General features: G+C 58.6%; 2 protein-coding genes. Both read left to right on the top strand.

The window, feature by feature from the left end:
- On the top strand, positions 1 to 1,320 hold a 1,320-nt coding region (locus H5U08_RS15685; protein WP_297035146.1), incomplete at its 5' end, for a DUF6298 domain-containing protein.
- Positions 1,321 to 2,305: 985 nt separating this feature from the next.
- Positions 2,306 to 2,503, top strand: a 198-nt coding sequence (locus tag H5U08_RS15680) for a hypothetical protein (protein ID WP_297035143.1), incomplete at its 3' end; no start/stop codon positions are given.

Here is a 2,503-nt window from a genome sequence, read left to right as displayed (position 1 = left end):
CCCAAGCCGGCTTCCGGACCGCTCCGCGTCTCCGCCAGGAACCCGCGTTATTTCTGCGACGCCAGCGGACGTGAGGTGCTCCTGGTCGGCTCCCACACGTGGAACAACCTGGTCGATATGGGACGCAGCGACCCACCGGAGCCGTTTGATTTCGAGGCCTATCTCGACTTTTTCGAACGCTACGGGCACAACTTCATCCGGCTCTGGACCTGGGATTCCACGCTTTGGGATACGCGGGCTAACGGAAGATGGGGTAAGGATTACATTCATCACGTGGCGCCGTTACCGTGGGCGCGGACGGGTCCGGGGACAGCCCTCGACGGTAAACCCAAATTCGACCTGAAACAGTTTAATCCCGCGTACTTCACACGATTGCGTGAACGGGTCAGCATGGCAGGGCGGCGAGGGATCTATGTGTCCGTAATGCTCTTCGAAGGCTGGGGATTGTTCCACGGTAACCGGCGGCCGGGCACGATGGAACAGTGGGCCTGGCGCTCACATCCGTTTCATCCGGAGAACAACATCAACGGAATTGATGCGGGTGGAAAACCGCACAGCCGAGCCAATCCGGCCGTGAACGAGCTGCAAGCCACCTATATTCGCAAGGTCGTCGATACGGTCAACGAGTTTGACAACGTGCTCTACGAAGTGATCAACGAAGGTGGAGAGAAGGAATGGGATTGGTGGGTGGTGGATACCGTGCATGAGTACGAGCGGAGAAAACCCAAACAACATCCGGTCGGGATCACCGGACACGGCGCGGAGAAGCTGGACAGCATGCTGGCCAGTCCCGCCGACTGGATCTCCCCCGGTTCTCGGGATGGATTTAGAGACGATCCACCGGCTTGGGACGGCAAGAAAGTCAGCTTGCTGGACACCGACCACGTTTGGGGTATCGGTGGGAATGGACCGTGGGTCTGGAAGAGTTTTCTTCGCGGCCACAACCCCTTGTTCATGGATCCCTACGACGGGTCGGTATTAGGGAACCGATTTGATCCGCAGTGGGAACCGGTCCGCCGCAACCTGGGTCACGTCCGGCGATTGGCTGAGCGGTTGAATTTGGGAGCTATGATACCCCAAGACAACCTCGCATCGACAAAATATTGCCTGGCGGATCCCGGCAACGTGTACGTGGTCTACATCCCGAGCGGTGGAAAAGTCACGGTCTCGCTCAGCGCAGCGAAGGGCCGCCTGGCTGTTCAGTGGATCCATCCCTCGACTGGTAAAGCCATTGCGGCGGACCCCGTAACGGGCGGCGGTGATCGCGAATTCGTCGCCCCATTCGCCGGCGATGCCGTGCTGTATTTATCCCGCCTGTAGTGGCAATCATTCGCGTTGTCCTCATTTGTGCTTCGGGGCGCAGGCCGCACGCTTGCTACTTTGCGTTGTTTTGTTGATCGGTACCCGGCGGATGGTCGCACGAACAGGTGCAAATGCCTTGTTTCCCGACCTGGTGGTTTCGGCCCCGCGCTGGCCATAGGGAAGAGCAATACCGTCGTTTATGCGCTTGTTCAACGAAAAGGGCAGCGCGAAGGTTGAGGAACTGGAGAGCATCCTTTTCAAATGAAGGCAAGCCAATGAGAACAATCTTCGGTCGCTGCACCCGAGCCAACAATATTTCATATTCCCGAGGGAGAAAACCGGGGAGTCTCCCCATCTCCACAAGGCACTAGCAAGGCTTGGGCAGGGTATCGTTGCGTTTTTGCGGTCCTCACTGCGGTCAAGGCTCTCGCAAGCGTTCTACAAACCGCCAGTGGGTTAAGGAGCTCATGCACGGACCGTTCGTCCCCCCGTTTTTCACACGATGCGGCCGTGCATGCCGCCTCCTCCCGATTCTCAAACCTTCGGCCGCGAATTCGCTCCGGGTGTGACAGGTATGCCCCTCCGATAGGATCTGTTTGTCACGTCCCCGTTTTAACGTAAAATTATCGTTCCCCTCTCATGTTTGTGGAGGCAGTCCAAGCCCCCATAGCATGAAACACCTGGGCCCGACGTCACTCATACAGTCAAATCACCACGGCAACCCCGGCGGGGAACTGGGCGCGCCGCTTCGCAGCAAGCCTCCGGAGTGCGAATGCATCAGAGGGACCTCCTTTGGCATCACCGTAGTTCCACTGTCTGCAAAACACCCACCAAAGGCCCCTTTTTCGGCCTCGCTTTCGATTTTTTCCCGGAGAGTCAAAAATGGGCCGGTACTTGGTCTGACAGGGGTCTTTCCGATTCGGTTGTCTTTTGGGACTGGGCGGCAAACAATTCCAGTCAAAAAAAGCAGGGGTAATCTGCTGATTACCCCTGCCGGGCTGTGGTGTTTCTCGACCGTATTCTACGGCTTGCCCGCTACAGTTGCTTCACCGGTGCCTTCACGGCCGATCGCGTTCCGGGCGATCGCGTTCAGGCCGGGGTGGTCCTCCTCGCGGACGATCGACAGGAGGCGGGCCTTCGCGTTCGCCCTCGGGACGCGGTGGACGCATTTCTGGACCACGTGGCGGCCCCGCCGGAGGCA

Origin of the sequence: Thermogutta sp., assembly GCF_014359955.1 — a bacterium.
Taxonomy (GTDB): domain Bacteria; phylum Planctomycetota; class Planctomycetia; order Pirellulales; family Thermoguttaceae; genus Thermogutta.
This window is presented reverse-complemented; position numbering and strand designations above follow the sequence as displayed.